General features: G+C 62.5%; 17 protein-coding genes. 16 read left to right on the top strand and 1 reads right to left on the bottom strand.

Annotated elements, in window-relative coordinates:
- The 6 genes from ATN00_RS18710 (at position 1) to ATN00_RS18685 (ending at position 8,334) form a co-directional block, all read left to right on the top strand.
- Positions 1 to 2,244 carry a TonB-dependent receptor gene (locus ATN00_RS18710; RefSeq protein ID WP_197413624.1) on the top strand — a complete coding sequence of 748 codons (2,244 nt, stop codon included), beginning with the start codon at positions 1 to 3 and terminating at the stop codon, positions 2,242 to 2,244.
- Positions 2,245 to 2,357: 113 nt separating this feature from the next.
- Positions 2,358 to 3,758 carry an amidase gene (locus ATN00_RS18705; protein WP_062067609.1) on the top strand — a complete coding sequence of 467 codons (1,401 nt, stop codon included), beginning with the start codon at positions 2,358 to 2,360 and terminating at the stop codon, positions 3,756 to 3,758.
- Positions 3,759 to 3,877: 119 nt separating this feature from the next.
- Positions 3,878 to 5,119 carry a DUF1214 domain-containing protein gene (locus ATN00_RS18700; protein ID WP_197413623.1) on the top strand — a complete coding sequence of 414 codons (1,242 nt, stop codon included), beginning with the start codon at positions 3,878 to 3,880 and terminating at the stop codon, positions 5,117 to 5,119.
- Positions 5,120 to 5,191: 72 nt separating this feature from the next.
- Positions 5,192 to 6,355 carry a sulfotransferase gene (locus tag ATN00_RS18695; RefSeq protein ID WP_062067605.1) on the top strand — a complete coding sequence of 388 codons (1,164 nt, stop codon included), beginning with the start codon at positions 5,192 to 5,194 and terminating at the stop codon, positions 6,353 to 6,355.
- A gap of 179 nt (positions 6,356 to 6,534) precedes the next feature.
- Positions 6,535 to 7,917: a phosphotransferase gene (locus ATN00_RS18690; RefSeq protein ID WP_062067602.1), complete on the top strand. Its 1,383-nt coding sequence runs from the start codon at positions 6,535 to 6,537 to the stop codon at positions 7,915 to 7,917.
- Positions 7,918 to 7,986: 69 nt separating this feature from the next.
- Positions 7,987 to 8,334 carry a nuclear transport factor 2 family protein gene (locus ATN00_RS18685; RefSeq protein ID WP_062067599.1) on the top strand — a complete coding sequence of 116 codons (348 nt, stop codon included), beginning with the start codon at positions 7,987 to 7,989 and terminating at the stop codon, positions 8,332 to 8,334.
- Between the two features lie 163 nt (positions 8,335 to 8,497).
- Here ATN00_RS18685 and ATN00_RS18680 read toward each other — a convergent pair whose 3' ends face one another.
- Positions 8,498 to 8,986, bottom strand: a complete 489-nt coding sequence (locus ATN00_RS18680) for a MarR family winged helix-turn-helix transcriptional regulator (RefSeq protein ID WP_062069004.1) — start codon at positions 8,984 to 8,986, stop codon at positions 8,498 to 8,500.
- Positions 8,987 to 9,311: 325 nt separating this feature from the next.
- Here ATN00_RS18680 and ectA point away from each other — a divergent pair, with 325 nt between their 5' ends.
- From ectA to ATN00_RS18630, 10 genes are all read left to right on the top strand, one after another.
- Positions 9,312 to 9,743 (top strand): diaminobutyrate acetyltransferase, encoded by a 432-nt coding sequence (gene ectA / locus ATN00_RS18675; protein WP_062069002.1) that lies wholly within the window; start codon positions 9,312 to 9,314, stop codon positions 9,741 to 9,743.
- A gap of 34 nt (positions 9,744 to 9,777) precedes the next feature.
- Positions 9,778 to 11,085, top strand: a complete 1,308-nt coding sequence (gene ectB / locus ATN00_RS18670) for a diaminobutyrate--2-oxoglutarate transaminase (RefSeq protein ID WP_062067596.1) — start codon at positions 9,778 to 9,780, stop codon at positions 11,083 to 11,085.
- A gap of 15 nt (positions 11,086 to 11,100) precedes the next feature.
- Positions 11,101 to 11,514: an ectoine synthase gene (locus ATN00_RS18665; RefSeq protein ID WP_062067593.1), complete on the top strand. Its 414-nt coding sequence runs from the start codon at positions 11,101 to 11,103 to the stop codon at positions 11,512 to 11,514.
- A gap of 25 nt (positions 11,515 to 11,539) precedes the next feature.
- Positions 11,540 to 12,460: an ectoine hydroxylase gene (thpD, locus tag ATN00_RS18660; RefSeq protein ID WP_062067591.1), complete on the top strand. Its 921-nt coding sequence runs from the start codon at positions 11,540 to 11,542 to the stop codon at positions 12,458 to 12,460.
- Complete coding sequence (locus tag ATN00_RS18655; RefSeq protein WP_062067589.1) at positions 12,457 to 13,908, top strand: aspartate kinase; 1,452 nt, start codon at positions 12,457 to 12,459, stop codon at positions 13,906 to 13,908. The genes thpD and ATN00_RS18655 overlap by 4 nt, the downstream gene beginning before the upstream one ends.
- Before the next feature lie 24 nt (positions 13,909 to 13,932).
- Positions 13,933 to 15,183 carry an MFS transporter gene (locus ATN00_RS18650; RefSeq protein WP_062067587.1) on the top strand — a complete coding sequence of 417 codons (1,251 nt, stop codon included), beginning with the start codon at positions 13,933 to 13,935 and terminating at the stop codon, positions 15,181 to 15,183.
- Positions 15,180 to 16,526, top strand: coding sequence for an MFS transporter (locus tag ATN00_RS18645; RefSeq protein WP_062067585.1), 1,347 nt, complete (start codon positions 15,180 to 15,182; stop codon positions 16,524 to 16,526). Before ATN00_RS18650 ends, ATN00_RS18645 begins: the two co-directional genes overlap by 4 nt.
- Positions 16,523 to 17,785 (top strand): mechanosensitive ion channel family protein, encoded by a 1,263-nt coding sequence (locus tag ATN00_RS18640; protein WP_062067583.1) that lies wholly within the window; start codon positions 16,523 to 16,525, stop codon positions 17,783 to 17,785. The genes ATN00_RS18645 and ATN00_RS18640 overlap by 4 nt, the downstream gene beginning before the upstream one ends.
- Positions 17,786 to 17,926: 141 nt before the next feature.
- The gene (locus ATN00_RS18635) at positions 17,927 to 19,264 is read left to right on the top strand and encodes a chloride channel protein (protein WP_062067580.1); all 1,338 of its coding nucleotides are present in this window, start codon (positions 17,927 to 17,929) and stop codon (positions 19,262 to 19,264) included.
- Between the two features lie 185 nt (positions 19,265 to 19,449).
- On the top strand, positions 19,450 to 20,160 hold the full coding sequence (locus ATN00_RS18630) for a response regulator transcription factor (RefSeq protein ID WP_062067578.1): 711 nt from the start codon (positions 19,450 to 19,452) through the stop codon (positions 20,158 to 20,160).
- Positions 20,161 to 20,202: the final 42 nt, after the last annotated feature.

The raw sequence follows: 20,202 nt of genomic DNA, 5'->3' as shown, positions 1-20,202 counted from the left end.
ATGTCTCGCATCGCCAAGGCGACCGGATTTACCTGCCTGGCGTTGCCGGTGGGCCTCGCTTATGCACAGGCGCCTGCGGAATCGCCTCGCATCACGGCCGGTGAGTCCGGATCGTCCCGAATCGACCAGGCCATGGCCGAAGACATCGTTGTTACCGCGCGGCGCGTTAACGAGCGGCTCCAGAATGTCCCGCTTTCGATCACAGTCGTCGATGCGCGGCAATTGACCGAACGCAACGTGCGCAGCGCCTTCGATCTGCCGAACGTCGCGCCGGGGTTGAGCGTGCAGGCAAGTGGTTCGGGGACCACCGCGCAATTCTCGTTGCGCGGACAGGGGCAGACGCTTGGCCAAAGTGCGCCAGGCGTTGTCCCCTACTTCGCGGAGGTCCCCGAATTTTCGACGCAATTCTACGACCTTGCCAGCGTTCAGGTGTTGAAGGGCCCCCAAGGAACGTTGTTCGGCAGGAATACGACGGGCGGCGCGATCCTGTTTTCTCCCGTGAGACCGGGCAATGAGTGGGAGGGCTTCATTACCGGGCGGTTGGGCTCATATGATCGCCGCGATCTTGAATTCGCGGTCGGAGGCGCGATCGTGCCGGACAAGGTTATGTTGCGGGTGGCGGGCCAGATCCTCCGCCGCGATGGCTATGTGCATGAACTTACATCGGGCAAGCGGGCGAATGACGAGCACAAGACATCGTTCCGGGCGAGCCTGATCCTTTCCCCTGTCGAAGGCTTCGAAAACTACACTATCGTTGAGCGTACGCGGATCGACGAGCATGGCGTGGCCCAGATATTCTCGGGCTTTCGTGCCTCGCACCCGCTCGCCGCGGAATTTACGGCCCTGCTGGCCAATCAGCAGGCGCTGGGAATCCGAAAGCTGGCCACGAGCCAGCCTTTGTTCAACAAGTTCAAATCGAACGGGGTCATCAATACGACCACACTGGATATAACGGAAAATATCTCACTGAAGAACATCTTCAGTTACAGGGAATTCGATGTCTCGCGCGGTTTTGATCTGGACGGCACCACCTTGCCGGTGCTCGACGTGGTAAATCCGTTCAAAGGCTATACCAAGAACCGTACCGAAGAAATTCAGCTACGAGGCGATTTCAGCCAGTTGCGCTTCGTCGTCGGTTATTATGATGAGACACTCAAAGACCCCTATCGATTGGCGTCGCAGACCGTTCAATATCTGCAGGGTCTGGGATTCCTGCCCGCTGCCGGTTTCAACAAGGGCGATCAGAAGACCAGGGCGGGTTTTCTGGAAGTCACCTACGATGTCACAGATGCGCTTGCGCTGACAGGCGGTATCCGGCGGACGAAGGATAGCCGGTCGTCCAAGGCGCAAACGAGCCTGCTTGTTCCCGGCTTCCCGGCTGGCCCCGTCCTTGCCGCATCGGGCTCGTTCAAGGCCACGACCTGGAATGCCAGCGCGCTTTACAAGATCAATCCCAATGTGAGCGTCTACGGTGCCGTCCGCCGCGGTTTTCGTGCTGGCGGGTTCAATCCGGCCGCCTCGACACCGGAACTGTTATCCTATGCGCCCGAGACGGTCACGGATTATGAGATCGGCATCAAATCCTTCTTCGTCACCGAAGGGGGGTGGAAGATCCGCGCGAACGTCGATCTGTTCTACGACGATTACAAGAACATACAGAGGCTGGTGCTTCTGCCGACAGTTCCGGCTGCAACCTATACGACCAATGCAGCTCGCGGCAATGTCAAGGGCCTCGATCTGGAACTGAGCGTCGCCCCGAGCCCAGTCTTCGAGACGAGCTTTCAATATGCCTATCTCGATACCCAGTATAAAGATTACACGGATTTCGTCGTGACACCCACGGGTCTCGTCTCGGCGGACCTCAGTGACAGCCGCTTTCCCAATGCGCCACGTCACCAATTCACCCTCACGCCGCGGTTGAATATGCCGCTGTCCAATGAGCTTGGCACGGTGACGGCGCTGGCCGCGCTCTATTACCAGACAGGCGTGGCCTTCGATCCGGCGAATCGGATCGATGGGGTTCTCCAGCCTGGGACAACCGTCAAGGGCTATGCCAAGCTCGACCTCAGGGTAGAGTGGCGGGATATCGCAGGGACCGGCCTGTCGCTGGCGGCTTATGCCCGAAACGTCACCAACAAAAAGTATATCGTGGGCAATGCCAATCAGTTGGCGAATTTCGGCACCCTGCTTTACACATATGCGGAGCCGAGAATTCTTGCCATGGAAGCAAAATTCAAGTTCTGAATATAACATTATCATCAATCTGGATTATATTCCAAATATTGGAATAATAATAATTTCATAAGTTAAATATGTGTTGGCCGCGCGTCGTGGCACATGCTCCAGGAGACGACCGAATGCTCAACGAAATCACATGGATGCCGGCTTGGCAGATTCGGGATCTGATCGTCAGGCGGGAGATTTCGCCGGTGGAGGTGACCGAACATTTCCTCGCGCGGATCGAAGAGCATGACGGCAAGATTCAATCTTTCGCACATGTCGATCATGCCGGCGCGCGCGCGCAGGCCGCACGGGCCGAGCGGGCGGTCGCGGTGGGGGAGCAGCTAGGCTCCCTCCACGGTATCCCCGTTTCGGTGAAGGGCCACATCTTTGTCGAAGGTCTGCCGACGTTCGATATGGGAACCCTGTCCAACATTCCCGCCGCCCCGCGGGATGATGTACAGGTCGAGCGGCTGCGGGCGGCGGGAGCCGTGATTATCGGCACGAATACGCTCATGGGTTCAGGCTCTGATGCGAGCCTTGCTGGCGGAGACCCCCGGCGGAGTTACAACTGGGATGTCGAGGCGCGCAACCCGTGGGACATATCGCGCGTGCCGGGCTGGTCCAGTTCGGGGACCGCAGCAGCAGCGAGCGCCCGTCTGGTGCCGATCGGCCTGGGGTCTGATGGTGGCGGTTCGACACGCCTGCCATCGGCTTATTCCGGGGTGTTCGGCATCGTGGCTACACCGGGACGCATCCCCTGGATTCACCCATCCGCGCCCGCGATGGCGCTCACCGCGAGCACGGGCCCGATGTGCCGCGACGTGCTCGATGGCGCCATCGCCACGCAGGCGATGGCTGGTCCGGATGGTCGCGATTTCTATAGCCTGTACGATGAACCCGATAATTATAGCGCGAACATTGAAGACGGCGTGGAGGGGATGCGCTTCGCATGGAGCGACGATATGGGCTTCGCCTCGCTCTACGCGCAGGAAGAAAGCCCGCGCGTGATCGCCGCCATCCGCGCAGCCGCGCACGGCTTCAACCAGCTTGGCGCCACGGTCGAGACCACCGACGAGAAATGGGACGACTTCTGGGACGGCTTCATGATGATCAACCGCGCTTTCGGCGCTGGCGGGCGCGGCATGGGCGAGCAGCCCCCGGCCGACGAATTATGGGCATCCCTGCAATCGCGCGGCGAGAATGTGGACAGGTTCAATCGCCTGTTCAAGGATTATGACGTGCTGCTCACGCCGACGACCCAGCTGCTCCCGCGCAAGATTGAGGACTGGAACGATTGCTGGACGATCAACAGTCCGCAATATCCGCATGGCAGTTTCGCGGGCGTCTATACAAGCCACGTCATGCTCTTCAACTGGCTGTCCATGCCTGCCTTTTCGGTGCCGGCGGGCTTCGTCGATGGGCTTCCCGTCGGATTGCAGATCGTTGGCAAGCCCGGCAGCGAAGCCAAGATGTTCAAGATCGCTCGCGCTTTTCAGAAGGCATTCCCGCATGACCAGCGCCCGCCGACCTTCTGAGCAAGCCCAGTGGAATTGATTGCGCGCATCGCTCGATGGCTATGATCCGTTCTTCATCAGCCGGCGACAAGCTGTTCTGTCGGTCGACAAGCTTGCCCCCCTTCTGTCCGAGGTGCTCGATGAACGACCAGCCAGTTAATGCGGCAGACCATATGTCTCCCGCCGTGCGGGACGCATGGCGCGCTTACCTTGATGCCATCGAAGTGGTGCGTGAATTCATCTATTCCCGCGAATATGCCGAGCTGCCGACCGTCCGGCAGCAGGCTACCCAGTTCCTGATGCAGATGCAGGCGGTCAGCTATCAATGGATCATCGCGCCTCAGGTCGATTATCCGCGCTTCTATCGTTATCTGCATGAACCGATGAGCTGGAACTGGGGGTTCCCATCGCCCGACTACGGGTATCGATGGGGTTTCGTCGATGGCAGGCAGACCTATCGCATCAGCGGCAAGCGCAGCGATTGCGTGTTTCTCGACATTCAGGTTCAGCCACTGTTCGGGATCGTCGAGGATGCCGAGTTCGTCAAGCTGCCAACGAAATCCTATCTCGTCGACGACATGCAGATGGATGCGGACGGGAGCTTCGAGATCATCGCCAGTCCGGAGCCGCATCCCGGCAACTGGATTCAGCTGGACCCCAATCAGCATGTCATGATGCTGTTCGTTCGCGAAACTTTCTATGACTGGGGCAAGGCGCGCCCGTCCAGCATGTGGATCGAACGCGTATCCGATACGCCGGCACGGCCAATGCTGAACGACGAACCGGCGCTGATCGCAAAGCTTGAGCACGCTGCCCGCTTCGTCAAGTTCATCGTCCGAGCGTGGGTGACAGCGGGGTTCGATAGAAGCCTGGCGGCGCAGGATCGTCAGTTCAACCGCTTCGCTATGCAGCATATTCCGGCCAATGCGGGGGGTAATCCCCTTGCGGTCTATCACAATATGATCTTCAGTCTGAAAGACGATGAAGCGCTGATTATCGAGGTGAACGCGCCGACCAGTCGCTATTGGAGCTTCAGCATCGCCAACCGTTACATTCAGCTCATCGACTATGTTTATCATCAGTCGAGCCTGAACGGTCATCAGGCACGGCAAGATGCTGACGGCAAATATCGCTTTGTCCTGTCCAAGGATGATATCGGCGCACCCAACTGGCTCGACCCGCTCGACGCGGCGGAACTGGGCATGATGCAGTTTCGCCAATTTTATCAGGAACAGGCGGTTGATCTGCCGAAGGTGACCAGCGTGAGGTCACAAGATGCGTTCACCGCGCTTCCGGCCGGTACGATCTTCATTTCACCTGTGGAGAGGCAGGCTCAGCTTGCACAGCGCAGTCGCGATGTGCTGGCCATTTACGGCTATTGAGCCGCCGCGCCATTTGTCGCCTTCTCCGCTTCAACCTCCATTTCGGCGAGAGCCGGGAAAGACACGGACTTCATGCTTACAGCCTCAGGATATTTCGACGGCGCAGCAATCTTTGATCGCGTGGCAGAGGATACGAGTCTGGGCTCGCATGCCGATCCGGCTGTTCGCGAGCGATATATTGCCATCGTCGAGCAGTTCAATGATTTCGCCAAACCGCGCGAGGATGCCGTGGAAGGATCGCTCCGTGATCTGCGGCGTATCGTCGAGATGCGGCTTCAGTTGTCCCGCGACTGGGCGGACTATCCCGCGATTCTGGATGAAGAGATCACCCGACCGATATTCGTGATGGGCTTTCCGCGCGGTGGCACCACCTTGTCGCAAAAGCTGCTGTCTCTGGACTGGGGTCATCGCACCCCGCGTTATATGGACGGGTTGTTCCCGTCACCGCCGCCCGGGCTCGATCCCGATGCCGATGCCGAAGCGTTCAGGGCAGGCGACGCTTATACCCAGCATGTGATCGATCGCGAACGCATGGCGTTGGTCGCGCATCCTTATCACGACAAGGGAGCGATGGCCGAGGCGGAGGATGAGTGGGGCGCTTGCCTCGATTTCCGGTTCGTTTATCCGCTGCACTTCCAGAACACGCCCAGCGTGCCGCCGACCTTGCCCCCGTCGGACCCGCACGCCCATTATCTGTTCCAGAAAAATATGATGCGGCAATATCAGTGGAAGCGGCCGACTGCCCGCTGGGTCGGCAAGGGCGTCCTTCATCATTACATGGCGCCATCGCTGTTCGATGTTTTTCCCGATGCCATCGGCGTGTGGTGCCATCGCCCGATAGAAGATCAGATCGCCTCGATGATATCGATCAACAATATCTTCTACCAGCCGATCCGCGGAGGAAACTGGCGCGAGGAGCCGTCCAGGATGGTGGAGGCGGTGGAGGCTGGCGTGCAGGCGGTGCTGGCGAATCCTATGGTGAATGACCCGCGAATCTACCACCTGCGGTTCGCGGACCTGGTGAAGGATCCTGTCGCTGCGCTCGCCGGGGTCTATGAATCGCAGGGACTGCCCTTCACCTCCTATTTCGAGCAACGCATTCGTGCCTGGCTGGCGCACCCGTCCAACAAGGTGGATCGTCATGGGCGATTCAACCATTCCCCCGAGCAGCATGGGCTCGACCGCAAGGAACTCGCGCGCATCTTCAAGCCCTATAAGGAGCGGTTCGGGCTGTGAGCTGGCTGGCGTATCTGCAATGCCCTCTGGGTTGACCGCGGCAAGTTGACCAGATTGATATGCTTTAAGCGGCCCCGGCGTAAAATTTCGGGTGGGTGGCCGCCTGCGCGTGAAATATCGAGTGCAATGCCGACAGGACGCCGCAAAGGAACATAAGCCATGGAAACAGAAAGCTGATCATGAGTTCGAATGAAGTTGCGGGCAACCCATATGACGAGACGGGGCTGGATCGGATCAAGGCGCTCGTGGAAAAAACCACAGGCGGCAAGATCGTGCGGCTCGAACAGCAGGCTCGCTGGCGACCGGCATGGTTTGCCGACGTGGAAATGGACGGAACCATCCTGCCGCTGCACCTGCGCGGCAATCGCGTTGGCGACGTGGCGATTTTTCCCGATCTGAAGCGCGAGGCGGACATTATTGATGTGCTCCATCGGGGCGGCGTGCCGGTGCCACGCATCCACGGCTATTGCGCTGATCCCCCATGTATCATCATGGATTCATTGCCCGGCACCCGCGATGTGCATGCCGCCACAACGTCCGATGATCAGCGCCGGGAAATTGGCCGCGCGCTGATGAACGGGCTGGCGGTCATGCATCAGCTGCCGCTCGACTCGTTTGCCGCAATCGGCATCGAGATTCCCGATACGCCGGAGGAAATAGCGCTGGTCGGCTTGCGCGCCTACATGCCGCTCTACCAGCGCACGAAAAGCAAGCCTGAGCCGCTGCTTGAGTTCGTCATCCGCTGGCTGGAGCGGAACTATCCCGGGCATCGTACACGGGCCAGTTTCGTCCAGTTCGATTGCGGCCAATTCCTCGTGGAGGATGGCCGGATGACCGGCTTTTATGACTTTGAATTTGGCCTTGTGAGCGATCCACACGTCGATCTGGCGACGCTGGCCATGCGCGACAGCGTGGAACCGATGGGACGCCCGCTGCCGGAATTGTTCCGCTACTATGAAGAAGCGACGGGCGAGCCGGTCGATCACGACATCGTGCAATATTATATTGCCTTGTTTTCGACATTGGGGACGATGCAGTTCGCGGGCACCGTCGGCAAGCCGGCTCCTGGCGATCCGCACGCCGTTTATCTGTCATGGGATATGTCTCTGCGAAAATGCATTTTGCTGGCCTTGTCCAAGCTGCTGCACGCGCCGTTTCCCGATCATGATGCCGTGCCGATCACGCCCTCGGCGGGCAAGAGCGGCACAGCGATCGCTGCGCTTGACGACACGATCCGCCAGGTGCGCGGCGCGGCGCCGATTGATACGCATACGCTGGAGCAGGCGCTGGAACTGGCCGAGTGGATTGAGCGGGATGATCGCTGTGGAGACGAACTGCGTGCCCGCGACCATGCGGATATCAGCGCTTATCTGAAGGTGGATTTTGCGGATATCGACGATGCCGTTCTGGCGCTCGAGCGGCACGTGCAGCAGGCTCCTGCCGAGGAAGAGCTTGCACTCTTCACGCTGCTGGCCCGTCTCGAACGACGGCGTCAGGCGGTGTTCGAGCCGGTGAAGCTGGGTATCCACTCGCGCAATGTCATCCCTATCGAAACGCGCTGATATACCCAATGGTAGGGGACGACGCTCTGTTGATGCGGTCGAAGAAAAAGATTGGAAAGGAGATCAACCATGTCTGACGTATCCAAGCAGGATATCGAGAATTTCATCACCAACCAATATCGATTGTGGAGCGAGAACCGGATCGACGAGATGATGGATTTGTTCCGTGCCATCGCGCCGAATGGATTCACCATCCAATATGTCGGAGCCCCCGAGGTTGAGGGGGAAAAGGCGATGGCCGACATGATCGCCGAATATGCGGGTAAGATTCGGACGGATCTGGTCAGGCTGCTCATCAACGGCAACGAGGCGGCAACCGTTGTGGACAATATCCGTAACGATACGGAGCAGGTTATTCCGAGCATCGAGACATACCGGTTCGAGAATGGCAAGATGTACGTCCGCTATTTCCATTAAAGACGTGGGAGCCCTCGGCAGAGGGCTCCCTAGCTTTGTCTTGAATGCGGATGAGCCGATCTCTCCGCTGGACGTGGGCAGTGCCGCCTCAACGCGCCATGATCGCTGCCATTCTGTCGGTCGAACTCGCAGCGAATTAAACCGGTGGGCAGATGGCGCAGGCTCAGGCGGGTTCCGATCGATCGATGAGGCCGCTGTCCAGCAGAGGAGCGGCGTCGATATGCTGCGCGTCCATGAGCGTCGCCAGACGCTCGACGGCGGCCAGGATCATGGCCTGTTCCCATGGCGGCAGACCCGCAAAGCGATCGGTGAAGGTGGTCTGCAAGAGGTCCGGAGCGTCGGTGAGCGCGGCTTTGCCAGCGGGCTGGGCTGACAGAATGAACTGGCGCTTGTCCCTTTCACTGCGCTGGCGTTGCACGAGACCGAGTTCCTGTAGCCGGTCGACGATCGCCGTAATGGTCGCCTGACTGAATTGAAGGGCCGTTGCGATCGTTCCGGGGGTGGCCGAATCGCGGGAGTCGATTTCGCGCAGGACGAGCCATTGCGACGGGGTGAGGCCGGTCATGCTGGCGAGGCGGCGGCTGCCGATTTCGGTGGCGCGGAGCACGCGGCGCAGGGCGCGCAGCGTCAGGGAGGCGATCTCTGAATTCATGAAGGAATTATAGAAGGGTTGGGGATTTTTCGTCACGCGGAATCCTTCATAGGGTGAAGGAGTTTTGCACATGTTTCATTGACCGAAGGACTGCTTGAAAGCCATAAGGGTTGAAAACCGAGTCCAAACAGCCATATATGGCGCCGAAGTCACACCGGGACCATGCAGGTTCCAAAGAATATACTTCGGGAGGTGAATAATCGTTGATCCGGAATCCGACGCGGCCCTGGCGCCGCCACGGAAGTTCGCGCGCCCTGCGCGGAGCGTGCAACCAGAGTTTCAGTTGCGCCCGCCCATGGGGAGCGATGGGCCTTCGATCACCAGCCTGATCGCGCGGTGCCCGCCGCTGGACGCCAATTCGGCTTATTGCAACCTGCTGCAATGCACGCATTTCGCGGAAAGCTGCGTCGTTGCGGAGCATCGCGGCGAGGTCGCGGGATGGGTTTCGGGCTATCGCCCGCCGTCCGAGCCGGAGAGCTTCTTCGTGTGGCAGGTCGCCGTTTCGCCCGCCGCGCGGGGGCACAGGCTGGCCGGACGCATGATCGAGGCGCTGCTGGAGCGTCCGGCGGCGGCAGGCGTCACGCACCTCATCACCACGGTGACGGATGACAATCACGCGTCCTGGGCCCTGTTCGAAGGGCTGGCGCGGCGATGGAACGCGTCCCTGACCAAGAGCGCGCTGTTCGAGCGCGACACCCATTTCGCCGGTGCCCATGCCACCGAATGGCAGGCCCGCATCGGCCCATTGCCGCGCTGATCCGCGACATACCCCATCAAGGAGAATTGGCGACATGAGCACCACCCTTCCGCAGCCCACCACATGCAAACCGGACACAGCCATCTATGAACGCCGGGAATCGGCCGTACGCAGCTATGCGCGGTCGATGCCGCGCCAGTTCAACAAGGCGGAAGATGTCTGGATGCACGACAATCAGGGCGGCCGGTATCTCGATTTCCTGTCGGGTTGTTCGACGCTGAATTACGGCCATAACCATCCGGTTCTGAAAAGCGCGCTGATGGATTATATCGCCGCCAACGGCATTACCCATGGTCTTGACCTGCACACCGACGCCAAGGAGGCCTTTCTCGACACGCTGGAGACGGTGATCCTCAGGCCGCGAGGGCTGAATTACCGGGCAATGTTCACCGGGCCGACCGGCACCAATGCGGTCGAAGCGGCGATCAAGCTGGCGCGCAAGGTGACGGGCCGCGAACTGGTGATCGCCTTCACCAACGGTTTCCACGGCATGACGCTGGGGGCGCTGGCCTGCACCGGCAATGCCACGAAGCGCGGCGGCGCGGGCGTGCCGCTATCCCATGTCGCCCATGAACCCTATGACGGCTATCACGGCCCAGATGTGGACACGGCCGAACTGCTGGAACGGCGCCTGGCCGACCCGTCAAGCGGCCTGGACGCGCCCGCCGCGATCCTGGTGGAAACGGTGCAGGGCGAAGGGGGGCTTAACGTCGCGTCCGCCCCATGGCTGCGGCGCATCGCCGCCATCGCGCGCCGCCACGGCGCGCTGATGATCGTCGACGACATTCAGGCGGGCTGCGGCCGCACCGGCGGCTTTTTCAGCTTCGAAGACATGGGCTTCGTCCCCGACATCGTCACCATGGCGAAGTCGCTTTCGGGCATGGGCCTGCCCTTTGCGCTGGCGCTGTTCCGGCCCGAACTGGATCAATGGTCGCCCGGCGAGCATAACGGCACCTTCCGGGGCAATAACCACGCCTTTGTCACCGCAGCCGCAGCGTTGCGCCATTTCTGGAGCGATGGGCAGTTCCAGCAGGACGTCGCCCGCAGAAGCGGGATGCTGGAACGGCGGCTGGACGCGATGGCGGCCGAACATGGCCTGTCGACGCGCGGCCGGGGCATGATGCGCGGCATCGACCTGGGATCGGGCGAAATCGCCGGGACCGTCACCGCCACCTGTTTCGAACGCGGCCTCATCATCGAAACGAGCGGCGCCCATGACGAGGTGGTCAAGGTGCTCGCCCCGCTCGTCATCGACGACGCGCTGCTGTCGGCGGGGCTCGACATTCTGGAAAGCAGCATCCGTGAAACGCTGGCCACGCCCTATGGCGTCGCCGCGGAATAAAAGGAGACAAGATCCATGATCGTCCGCAAACTCCAAGCCATCCGCAAGTCGGACCGCAACGTCCAGTCAAAGCAGTGGGAAAGCGCCCGCCTGCTGTTGAAGGACGACAATATGGGCTTTTCCTTCCACGTTACGACCATGTACGCGGGCGAGGAATTGCACATGCACTACCAGAACCATCTGGAAGCCGTGCTGGTGCTGAAGGGCACCGGCACGATCGAGGATCTGGGTTCCGGCATCACCCACCAGCTCGCATCGGGCGTCATGTATGCGCTCAACGCCCATGACAAGCATGTGGTGCGGCCCACCACCGACATATTGTGCGTCTGCGTGTTCAATCCGCCGGTCACCGGTCAGGAAGTGCATGACGAAAGCGGCGCCTATCCCGCCGAAGCAGACATGGTTCGCGAGGGCGAACTTACCCATTGAAGATTACAGGAAAGGGGGAAGTCCCTTGAAAGACATCTACCCATCCCGCCATGCAGCCATGGCGGAATTCTCGCCGCGTCTCGACCCCGTCGTTCACAGCGAATGGAACGAAGCCGCGCCCATCGGCGCCCAGCAGGCCGAACAGTTCGAACGTGACGGCTATCTGGTGCTGGAGGACATGTTCTCCGATGAGGAAGTCGCGTTTCTTCAGGCCGAGGCTGGCAAGCTGCTGGCCGATCCCGCCGCGCTGGAGGCCGAAACCGTCATCACCGAGCCGGGCAGCCGGGAAGTGCGGTCCATCTTCGCGATCCACGCGCAGAGCCGCGTGCTGGCGCGGCTGGCCGCCGATGAACGGCTGGCTGGCGTCGCACGTTTCCTGCTGGGCGACGAGGTTTACATTCACCAGTCGCGGCTGAACTACAAGCCGGGCTTTCAGGGCCGGGAATTCTACTGGCACAGTGATTTCGAGACATGGCATGTGGAGGATGGGATGCCCCGGATGCGGGCGCTGTCCATGTCGGTCCTGCTGGCGGAAAATACGCCGCATAACGGACCGCTGATGCTGATCCCCGGATCGCATCGCGCTTTCCTGACATGCGTGGGCGCAACGCCCGAGGACCATTATCGCACTTCCCTCAAGAAGCAGGAATATGGCGTGCCGGACGAGGACAGCCTGGCCGAACTGGCGCACAGGCATGGCATTGTCGCGCCGACCGGCAAACCAGGATCGGTCGTGATCTTCGACTGCAACGTCATGCATGGGTCGAACGGCAACATCACGCCTTTCCCCCGCGCCAACGCCTTCCTTGTCTATAATGCGGTCAGCAACCGGCTGGCAGCGCCCTTTGGCGTCGAAAGGCCGCGCCCCGAATTCGTCGCCACGCGCGGCGAACCGCGGGCGATTGCGCCGATATCCGGCCTCCTGCTGGAAGAGGCGCCGGCATGACGGGCCACCACAGCGTCGAGAAGATCGGCGGCACGTCCATGGCCGCCACCGCGATCCTGTTCGACAATGTGCTGATCGCGGGGCGCAAGGACGCCGATCTCTACAACCGCATCTTCGTCGTGTCGGCCTATGCCGGGATGACCGACCTGTTGCTGGAGCACAAGAAGAGCGGCGAGCCGGGCGTCTATGCGCGTTTCGTCGCGGACGACGGCGCGGATGGCTGGCGCGAGGCGATGAAAGATGTGCGGGCGGCCATGCGGGCGCGCAACGCGGAGATGTTCGTCCCTTCCGAAAGCCTGGCCCAGGCCGACGCTTTCGTCGACAAGCGGATTAACGGCGTGGCCGCATGTCTTGAGGATCTGGCGCGGCTACGCAGCCACGGCCGTTTCTGTGTGAAGGAACAGCTGATGACGGTGCGCGAGATGCTCGCCGGACTGGGCGAGGCGCACAGCGCGCACAGCACGGCGCTGCTGCTGCGCGACGCGGGCGTCCATGCGCGCTTCGTCGACCTGACGCTGTGGGACCAGCAGGATATGCGTGCGCTGGACGAGCGCATCGTCGAGGCGTTCGAACCCATCGACCTGTCCACGACCCTGCCCATCGTCACCGGCTATGCCGGGTGCAGCGAGGGCATGGTGCGGCGTTATGCGCGCGGCTATTCGGAAATGACCTTTTCCCGCATCGCCGTGCTGACCGGCGCGCGCGAGGCGATCATCCACAAGGAATTCCACCTGTCGAGCGCCGATCCCAGGCTGGTCGGCACCGACAAGGCGCGCAAGATCGGGCGCACCAATTACGATGTGGCCGACCAGCTCGCCAATCTGGGGATGGAGGCGATCCATCCCGGCGCGGGGCGGGGGCTGCGCCAGACGGATATTCCGCTGCGCGTTCGCAACACGTTCGACCGGGAAGATGGCGGCACGCTGATCTGCGGCAACTATGTTTCCGACACGCCGCGCGTGGAGATCGTCACCGGCATCCGCCACGCCCAGGCGCTGCAATTTTTTGAGCAGGACATGGTGGGCGTGAAGGGCTATGACGCCGCCATATTGGAAACGTTGACGCGCCATCGCGCATGGATCGTCAGCAAATCGTCCAACGCCAACACCATCACCCATTATCTGTCGACCGACGCCGGAACGGTGAATCGGGCGATCGAGGATTTGCAGCGGCGCTATCCCGACGCCGCCATATCGGCCCAGCCGGTCGCGATGGTGTCGGTGATCGGCAGCGACATCGCCCGGCCCTCGCTGGTGGCGGACGCGCTGTGCGCGCTGGCCGCGCAGGGGATCGGCGTCATCGCGATGCAGCACCAGATCCGCAATGTCGACGTGCAGTTCATCATCGACGTCGCGCAATATGATGCGGCCGTCCGCGCGTTGCACCGGGCGCTGGTGGAGGAAGAGGACGAGAACGAGGCGATAGCGGAGGGCCAGCGCGCGGCCTGATCGGCCGGAATCGCGCACGACATCATGCTTGCAGCCATTAAACCTGTCCAAAGCCTGCTGCTGTCCATCTTCATGCTGATGGCGGGGAGCGGTTTCCTGGCGACGCTCATCAGCCTGCGGCTGGAGCGCGAGGGGAGCGGCACGATCACCATCGGCATCGTCGCCACCGCCTATTTCGGCGGCCTGATGATCGGTGCGCTGCGGGCCGGGGGGATCGTGCGGCGGGTGGGGCATATCCGGGCCTTCGCCGCCTTCGTCGCTTTGTTGTCGGCCAGCACCTTGGCCTATGTGCTGCTGCATCATCCGCTGTTCTGGATGGTCTTGCGGCTGATCGACGGGATCTGCGTCGCGGGGGTGTTCGTCTGCCTCGAAAGCTGGCTCAACGACCGGGCCGAGCCGGAGATGCGTGGCAGCGTGCTGGCGGCCTATATGGTCGCGCTCTATTCGGGACAGGCGATCGGCCAGTTGCTGCTGGGCGCGAGCGGGGCATTGCCCTCCATTCCCTTCCAGCTTGCCTCCATCCTCATTTCGCTCGCCATCATTCCGCTGTGTCTGACGCGCAGTTCCGCGCCCGCGCCCGCGGAAGCCAGCGCCCTTTCGATCCGGTCACTGCTAGCCGCCACGCCGTTGGGCACGATGGGCGCGGTGGCGACGGGGTTGATGCTGGGCGCCTTTTACGGGCTGGCGGCGGTGCATGTCCGGCGGCTGGGGCTGGACCTGCCGGAAACGGCGCGGTTCATGATGATCGTGATCCTGGGCGGCGTGGCGTTGCAATGGCCGCTCGGGCGGCTGTCGGATCGCTATGACCGGCGGCGGGTCATCATCCTGAGCTTTGCCGCGACCGCGCTGGTCAGCCTGGCGCTGGCGCTGCGCGGTTCGGGCGGGGTCGGGCTGCTGGCGCTGGGCGCGCTGTTCGGGGGGCTCAGCTTCGCGCTCTATCCGCTGTGCGTCGCGCATTGCAACGACCGGCTGCTGGAAACGGAGCGCGTGGCGGCCAGCGGGCGGCTGGTGCTGCTTTATTCCATTGGCGCGGCGCTCGGCCCGGTCTGTGCGGCGAGTTTCATGACGGCGGCAGGGACCGGCGGGCTGTTCCTGTTCATCGCCATTTGCGCCGTGCTCGCGCTGATCTTCGGCCTGTGGCGGCAGAGGGCGTCCGATCCCGTGCCGGGTCGCGAGCAGCAGGAGTTTCAGATCGTCCCGCGCACCACGCCCATGGCGTCCCTGCTCGATCCGAACACGCCCGATGAGGGCGCGACCCAAGGACAGACGACATGAGCGCGATTTCGCCCGCACCCGCATCGCCAGCCCCGCCGTCTTCGGCACAGGATGTCACCTTGCGCCGCGCCATCGCCGCATCGGCCATGGGCAATGCGACCGAATGGTTCGACTATGGCATCTATGCCTATGGCGTGACCTATATTTCCGCAGCCCTGTTCCCCGGCGACACGGACGAAGCGGTGCTGTTCGCGCTGGCCACCTTTGCCATTTCCTTTCTGATACGGCCGCTGGGCGGGCTGTTCTGGGGACCGCTGGGCGACCGGCTGGGGCGCAAGTCGGTGCTGGCGCTCACCATATTGCTGATGTCGGCGGCGACGCTGTGCGTCGGCCTGATCCCCGGCCATGCCACCATCGGCTTCTGGGCGCCGACACTGCTGATCCTGCTCCGCATGGTGCAGGGCTTTTCGACCGGCGGCGAATATGGCGGCGCGGCGACCTTCATGGCCGAATATGCGCCCGACGACCGGCGCGGCTATTATGGCAGTTTCCTGGAGTTCGGGACGCTGGCGGGATTTTCGCTGGGCGCCTCGCTGATGCTGGGCTTTTCCTTGCTGCTGGGCGAGCAGGCGATGCACGATTGGGGCTGGCGTATCCCGTTCCTGGTCGCCGCGCCCATGGGGCTGATCGGCATGTATCTGCGATCGAAAATGGAAGACACGCCGGTTTTCCGCGCGGCGGCCAGCCTGCATGACAGCGGGCAGGCATCGCTCGGCCTGTCCGTGCTGATGCGGCGGCACTGGCAGCCGATGCTGGTGGTCGGCGGGCTGGTCGTCGCGCTCAACGTCGTCAACTATACGCTGCTGAGCTATATGCCGACTTATCTCCAACGGCGCATCGGCCTGTCGCCGGACGAGGCGCTGATCGTGCCGATCATCGGCATGGTGCTGATGATGGTCTTCCTGCCCTTCGCCGGCCGTTTGTCCGACAGGGTCGGGCGGCGGCCGATGTGGCGCGTGTCGCTGATCGGGCTGCTCATCGGGGCGGCGCCGCTTTATATGCTGATGGCGACGGGACTGGCGGGCGCGATCATCGGCTTTGTCCTGCTGGGTTTGCTCTATGTGCCGCAGCTTGCGACCATATCGGCGACCTTTCCGGCGCTGTTCCCGACGCATGTGCGCTTCGCGGGCTTTGCCGTCGCCTATAATGTGTCCACGTCCATCTTCGGCGGGACGGCACCGGCGATCGGCAGCGGGCTGATCAGCCTGACGGGTAATGAACTGATGCCTGCATTCTACATGATGCTGGCCTGCGCCGTGGGCCTCGTCGCGCTGCGCTTCATGCCGGAGACGGCGGGCCAGTCCCTGTATGACGACCCTTTCAGCAAGGAGAAGCGAGCTTGATGCGCCACCTGTCGGTTTCCAGCGAAAATGTCGGGACGCTGACGCAAAAATATGTCAGCGAGCCATGGATGCAGAGCGGCGTCGCGTTGCTGCTGCTGGGGCTGGTGGCGTGGATCGCCAACTGGGTGGCTAAGCGTATCGTGCTCAAGCTGTTGATACGCCTGCTCGATCATCTGCCTTTCCGCGTCGAGGCTTCGCATATCGGCGCGATCGTCGCCCGCCTGTCGAACATCGTCCCGGCGCTGGTCATCCAGAACGGCGTCGGCGCGGTGCCGCATATGCCCGCGGGGGCGATCGTTTTCGTCCGCAGCTTTTGCGCGGCGTTCATGATCCTGACGATCGCCATCGCGCTGAGCGGGCTTCTCACCGTGCTGAACGATCTTTACCAGCGCCGTCCCTATGCGGCCAACCGGCCGATCAAGGGTTATGTTCAGCTTGGCAAGTTGCTGATCTACGCCGCGAGCGCGATCCTTGTCATCGCGGTGCTGATGGACGAGTCGCCCTTGCTGCTGCTGTCGGGCCTTGGCGCGATGGCGGCGGTGCTGATGCTGGTGTTCAAGGACACGATCCTGTCGCTGGTCGCGTCGGTGCAGATCGGGTCGAACGACATGGTGCGCGTGGGCGACTGGATAGAAATGCCGCAGTTCAACGTGGACGGCGATGTCATCGACATCGCGCTGCACACGGTGAAGATCCAGAATTTCGATAAGACGATCACCACCGTCCCCACCCACCGCCTTATTTCGGAGAGCTTTCGCAACTGGCGCGGCATGGCGGAATCGGGCGGGCGCCGGATGATGCGGTCGGTGATGATCGACCAGAACAGCGTGCGCTTCCTGCAGGCGGAGGAACTGGACGGCATGTCCCGCTTTGCGCTGCTCCGCGATTATCTGGCGACCAAGCGCCAGGATATCGAGCAGTGGAACGCGCAGAAGGCGGCGGGGGAAAGTGTCAATGGCAGGCGCCTGACCAATATCGGCACCTTTCGCGCCTATGTGCTGGCCTATCTGCAATCCCGGTCCGATATCGACGGCGACAAGACGTTGCTGGTGCGCCAGCTTGCCCCCAGCGAAAATGGCCTGCCGTTGCAGATATACGCCTTTGCCAACACTACGGCATGGGGAGAATATGAGGGCATACAGGCCGATATATTCGACCATCTGATCGCCATCATGCCTGAGTTCGGGCTGCGGCTCTTTCAACGGCCGGCGGGTTCCGACCTGTCCGCGCCGCGCTTCACGATCCCGGCGCATGCTTGAGGCCGGAAGGTCCGTCCTCATGGGGCAAGGAGGCGACGGCGCGGGCCGGGCATGAGATATCGGCTTTTGGACTGGAACCGCTGCGGTTGCTGGTCCAATAGACGCCATGCCCGGATTCGAAACCCACAGCCCGATCACGCCATGAAATTGCGATCCCAGATCGACCGGCTGTTGCCCCGGTCCGCAGGCAGGCTGGTGCCGGTGGCCCGCCGCCGCATCGCCACGGCGCTGGGCGCGGTGTTGCTGGGGCTGGTCGCGCTCGTCTTCGCGGCTCTGGGCGACCGCCTTCAGCGTGCCCAGCTTCAGATCGTGCATCATTGGCCCTATGCGCCGTTGATCCTGACGCCGCTGATATTCGCGGGCACCGCCTGGATCACCTGTCGCTGGTTCGCGGCGGCGCGCGGCTCCGGCATTCCGCAGGTCATCGCGGCGGCGCACAATCCCGAAGGTTCCAGCAAGGGACCGTTCGTTTCGCTGCGGACGGCATGGGCCAAATTCGGCCTGACGCTCGCCATGTTGTTCGGCGGCGGATCGGTGGGGCGCGAGGGGCCTACGGTCCAGATCAGCGCCGCCATCATGATTGCCATGCACCGGCTGCTGCGCGTGCCGATCACGTCGGGCGTCTATATCGCCGGGGGCGCGGCAGGCGTGTCGGCGGCGTTCAACACGCCGCTGGCGGGCGTGGCCTTCGCCATAGAGGAACTGGCGGCCGCCTATGAACAGCGCGTCGCCGTGCTGGTGATGGCGGCGGTGATGATTGCGGGCTTTGTCAGCCTGGGCATTGCGGGCGATTATGTCTATTTCGGCGCGATGCGGCAGACGCTGGAGTTTGGAGCGGCGCTGGCCGTGATCCCGGTGGTGGCGGTCTGCGGCGGGCTGGCCGGGGGGCTTTTTTCACGCGGGGTGCTCGGCTTTGGCAGGTCCACGCATCGCGCCATCGTCGCGATACGGGCAAGGCCGGTGCTGCTGGCGCTGGGGTGCGGCGTGCTGGTGGCGGTGATCGGGCTGGCGACCGGGCTGACCTGGGGCACGGGCTATGAAACGACGCGCAACCTGGTGGAAGGCGAAGGCGCGCCGCTGTGGTTCGGACCGGCGAAACTGGTGTCGACGCTCGCCACGACGCTCAGCGGCACGCCCGGCGGCATCTTCGCGCCTTCGCTATCGGTCGGCGCGGGCATCGGCAACCTGCTCTCGCCTCTCTTTGCAACGCCCGTGAGCGTGGTCGTGGTGCTAGGCATGATCGCCTATTTCGTCGGCGTGGTCCGCGCGCCGCTGACCGCCGTTATCATCATCACCGAAACCACCGCGAGCCGGGGGCTGGTGCTGCCCCTGTTCGCGACAGCCCTTATCGCCGACGCCGTCAGCGCGCTGGTGTGCCGGGAACGCCTCTACCACGGATTGTCACGCGGCTTCCTGGCCGAGGAAGGGAAAGGCGGGCAATCCGCGGCAAGTCAGGAAGCTGACGGCGCGGGCCGATGAACGGGCCATCAGCAATATTTTGTTACGTTCGGCATATATGACAGACATGTGGCATGGTTACAGCTTTGGGCTGTCCGGCTCCCGGCCGGGCGTTTCCGGCCGCGAAAGGAGAAGCCTCCCATGTCTCTTGCCATGGCGCTGAACGCCGCCGTGCCGCGCCTTCGCCCGGCATATGGGGCGGCGGGATGAACCATCCGCTGATCCTTGTTGCCGAACGGCAGATGGAATTGCGCCAGGACCTGCATGCCTTTCTGGAGCAGAGTGGATTCCGCACGCTGCCTGTATCTTCCGCGCGCGACGTTTGGGACGCGATCACGGCCGAGCCGGTCGATGCGTTGGTGCTGGACGCGGGGCTGCGCGGCGCCGATGGTATGGACCTGTGCGGCGGGGTGCGGGCGCGCAGCGATGTGCCGATCATTCTGGTGGGCGCGAACAGCACCGAAGTCGACCGGGTGGTCGGACTGGAACTGGGCGCGGACGATTTCATCGCCAAGCCCTATTCGACGCGGGAAGTGGCTGCGCGCCTGCGCGCCGTGCTGCGGCGCGGAAGAAGCGCGCGGGCGCTGGGCCAGCGCCATCAGACCGAAGCGCATTTTGAGGGCTGGGTGGTCGATTTCGCGCGGCGTGAAGTGCGCGATCCCGATGGCGCGCCGGTCGACTTTACGGCGGCGGAATTTTCCCTGCTGTCCCTGTTTCTGGACAATGCGCGGTCCGTCGTCGCCCGCGCCAGGTTACTGGAATTGAACGGCACGCGGGAAACGCCTTCGTCCGACCGCAGCGTGGACGTGCTGGTCAGCCGCCTGCGCCGCAAGCTCAATCACCCCACCCGCGCGGCGCCGATCGTGACGGTGCGGGGCATCGGCTATATGTTCAGCGCGATCGTCGAGAGGCGCTGACAAGCCCAGACATAGTTTTTAACAAAGGCGCTGCGCCGCAGC

The sequence above is a fragment of the Sphingobium baderi genome, assembly GCF_001456115.1.
GTDB lineage: Bacteria > Pseudomonadota > Alphaproteobacteria > Sphingomonadales > Sphingomonadaceae > Sphingobium > Sphingobium baderi_A.
The sequence above is the reverse complement of the archived record's forward strand: the minus strand, read 5'-3'. Positions and strand labels throughout refer to the sequence as shown.